The sequence below is a fragment of the Robiginitalea sp. genome (assembly GCF_049588695.1).
In the GTDB taxonomy this organism is placed as follows: domain Bacteria; phylum Bacteroidota; class Bacteroidia; order Flavobacteriales; family Flavobacteriaceae; genus Robiginitalea.
In genome coordinates this window covers 1-3,908 of the sequence record NZ_JBAVZJ010000360.1, presented here as the reverse complement: position 1 = coordinate 3,908, position 3,908 = coordinate 1, and the positions used below count along the sequence as shown (strand labels likewise).

Below are 3,908 nucleotides of genomic sequence, written 5' to 3'. Positions count from 1 at the left end.
CCCGTAAGGGTTGCACCCGTAAGGTCCTGATCGTCCGTGGAAACAAACCCACTTAAGTCAATCGTTTGGGTTCCTCCGTCTTCCAGGGTGAGGGTTACAATATTTCCGCTCAGGCTGAAGTCTGTGATCTGCTGGTCATCAGTGTTGTCAAGATATGGCGTCAGGTCTACAGTACCTCCGTCTTCCAAGGTCAGGGTGTTACCACTCAGGCTCAGGGCCTGGTCATCTGTACTTCCAAAGGACAAGGCATCTATGGCATCCTGTACATTGGCAACTCCCAGTCCGCTGGTAGTATCGTCATAGAAGTTTGAAGCTGCCCGCGTATCGAGAATAACATCTGAACCATCATTGTTGGTAAAGGTATACGTGCCATCGGCATTGTCTGTGATATCAGACTTGTTAACCGTTTGTGAAGCTCCGCTTTCATTAACGTATGTGAGGGTTCCGTCCCCATTGTCTGTAAGATTGGTAATAGTTTCTGAAATCGTCACGGAAGCGACATTTAGATACAATGCACCATCGGTGCCCGCCACAATATCGTTGTTAAGGTCTGTACTGATGAGATCAGCAGATAGCGTTCCTCCCCCATCGGTCACCTCTACAGCTCCGGCATTCACCAATACATTGGTGTTATATTCATTCCCGACCACCTGATCGGTATCGGCTGCTGCATTAGTTGCAAGTTCATCTACCGCAGCTTGCACATTGGAAGCCGCCAATCCCGAGGTCGTGTTGTCATAAGGATTACTCGAAGCATTCGTATCGATCGTCTGGGACACTCCCAATTCATCTGTATAGGTATAGGTCCCGTCTCCGTTGTCGACCAGGGTAGAAACCGAAGTATCTGCTATGGTCGTGGTCGTACCCGAGGCATCGGTAAAGTCATAGGTGCCGTTACCGTTGTCCGTCAGGGATACAGTGCCTGCTGCCGCGTTGATCTCATCGATGGCCTGCTGCACATTCGTGGCCGCCAATCCCGAGGTCGTGTTGTCGAAGCTTACCTCAGCGGCCGTTTGGTCATCAGTATCTGTGAGGGCTCCAATATCGGCAATGGGCAGACTTACAGAATTCCCATCGCTGTCGGTAAGTACAAGGTCTGTACCCACAACAGCCAATGTTACATTGGTTGTATTCGTATCGGTGGATGTGCGTTCCCATGAATCACCGTCCCAGAAATAAATGGTACCGGTATTTGTGTTTACGTATATATCCCCGATATCGGCACCCGAGGGTGTAATTGCGCCCGCTGCTGAAACATCGGTTCCACTCAGGACTTCACAATTACATTGATCTTCCAGGGTAACTGTAGTCTGGGAAAATCCTAATCCGGAGACCAGGAGTAAAAAAAGCAGTACATAAAACTTTTTCATCGTACTAGATTTTGCTTTAGACGGCTCCAACCGGGGGAAAATGGAAATGGGCAGTTTGGTTCGATTGATTTATATTGTATATCACCTGTAAACGATATGATTCCTTTGGTCACTTGCACTTTAAATGGCATTTATAATTATATCTGCTGGTTATAAGACAGAATAATACCTTACAAAATTAACCGTAGGTACAGGGGTGGGAAATTATTGTTGTGAAGGCTCTCAAATGCAGTGTATAGTGACACAATTTTGAGGTCAAAACAATACCGTTTGTCGATTAAGCCCCTATTTGCAGATGTTTTGAGCTAATAATTTCTATTTCAGAATGGTTTATTACCTTGTAAATCCCTTTGGTGAAAAGATTGGTAGGAACCTCAATTCATGTTTAACAGATTAGTAATCGGTCCATATGCAATAATGTTCTGCTGAGGCGTAGAACCCAACTGTTAATTTCGAACTCAACAAGTGTATTACCAACCATTAACACACCTTTAATTACGGTAGGTCCGGACTGATAATATTGATTCTCTGAAGAAGTGTATGCTCCCTGCAGATATTTTGCTATCGATGTAGGCCAAAAAATCCACCCTCAAAATAGCGCACTGACCTTGCAGTTCTAAAGATCAGCATAGAAATAAGAACAGTTTAAAAACGCTGAACGGATCTAATAATTCATCGTGTCGATATTACATCAGCCCTAATAGTTTATGCTTATAAAATCACTTTCTGGTCTGCGAGTTAAAACTGCTCTGAGAAATCAATCGCAATAAACTTGGGTTGTGAAGTTTGCCGTATGGAGGCTTGTGCTACCCTTTCCTGAGATTAGGTATCCTGCATTTTATCGATAAGCCTTTTGTGATGGTATCTAAACGAGAGTGCAACGGTAAAATATACAATGATTACATCACCTCTTTTAGAAGGTTAAATTCAAGGTTCAGACCTAAATTTAAGAATGTAAAATGTACCCCTCAATAGGGCCAAAGGACAGGCCTTAAGTATAAGTGGGTCTCACGGAATAAAGCGTGTAACTAACGTATAAGCTGAATCCAACCTTTTGTAGTCCCGATTTCAGCCCCCAGATCCAAAATATAGTAATACGTCCCTTCGGGTGCTTGCTCCCCATTTTGGGTTCCATTCCATAACTGGTCTTCTACCATATTTCTATCTTCAAAAATTTGCTGTCCATAACGATTGAAGATCTGAATGCTACTCGCCGGGAAAGCGGCAATTTCTCGAATGACCAGGAAATCATTTACTCCATCCCCGTTGGGTGAAAACTGGTTAAAAACAAAGCCCGCTGGCACATCGAGGGGATTGTTTACATCGACCTCTATACTGTCAATATTATTGGAAGGTTGTGGGTCCGGGGGGAATGAACTGAGAATTCTGGCACTATTGACAAAATCACCTTCTCTGGGGACCGTTACCGCGATTCGCAATTCTGCTTGTTGCCCGGGACCCAGACTTTGGATGGTCCAAATACCTGTATCCAGGTTGTATGAATTACCCTGGATAGGCGAAAAAACATGATAGAGATATTCAAAACCGCTCTCCGCTACCGGTCCTATAAAGTCTTCTACCCGAATATTGCTCACAACACCTTCATCTGAATCGTTGCGGACGATCACCAGAAAAATCACCCTTGATCCCGTAAGTGGTGCTATCCGTCTCCTTAAAAACTTTCCGCCATCGACCGATGCGAATTTCTCCAAAACCAGGTCTGCACCATCTGGCACTCCTAGCTCCAGGGTCACTGTACTTATATCGTTGGAAGGGTTATCGTCTAAAGGGAAGGATTCCAATAATTCAGCCGTATTGGTATATAAACCGTTCTCGACCACTGTTGCCCGTATTTCCAGGGATTCAGAAGATTGCGGCTCTAATTCCTGTATCGACCAAATTCCCGTTGTTGGGTCGTAGGCTCCTAGTGAAGTGGTATGTCCAATATAATCAAAGCCCGATTCCAGAAAATCCCCTACCTTGACAGCTGCCGCCTGGGTATCCGTCAGGTTGCTAAGACTGATTGTAAAGTTCACTTCATCCCCAACCGAAGCCTGGGGATTATCAATGGATTTCAATACTTCAAGGTCAATGGGATCTGGTTCACAATCTACACTAAAGTTTGGGCTGCAGGGGTCCAGAGGATCCGATCCGTTTTCCAGCTCTTCACCATCACTGATCCCATCGCCATCGGAATCGCAACCCAGGTTGAAATTATCCGGTATACAGGGATTGTCGTTTGCAGGATCTTGCTGATCGTTTACTCCATCAGCGTCCGTATCAAGTATATTTGAGTCAAGGGCATCGATAATGTTGTCTCCGTCCTCATTTTCAGGGTTGTCAGGATCGGCTCCCACCTCTGTTCCATCGTCAATGCCATCCCCATCCGTATCAGGATTATTGGGGTCAGTTCCCAGGGAAGCCTCGACGCCATCAAAAAGCCCGTCCCCATCAGTATCGGCATCACAGTTCGTAACTGTAATGAGCACTTCCACCGATTGATTTGAACAGGGCGGCTGTGCCGAGGAAGTTGTATAC

At 45.3% G+C, this 3,908-nt stretch carries 1 protein-coding gene and 1 pseudogene; both read right to left on the bottom strand.

The features are described 5' to 3' along the window. Positions 1 to 1,370: pseudogene (locus tag WBV75_RS08710) on the bottom strand (hypothetical protein); the annotation flags it as partial. Between the two features lie 1,028 nt (positions 1,371 to 2,398). Further along, on the bottom strand, positions 2,399 to 3,908 hold a 1,510-nt coding region (locus tag WBV75_RS08705), incomplete at its 5' end, for a gliding motility-associated C-terminal domain-containing protein (protein ID WP_424120240.1).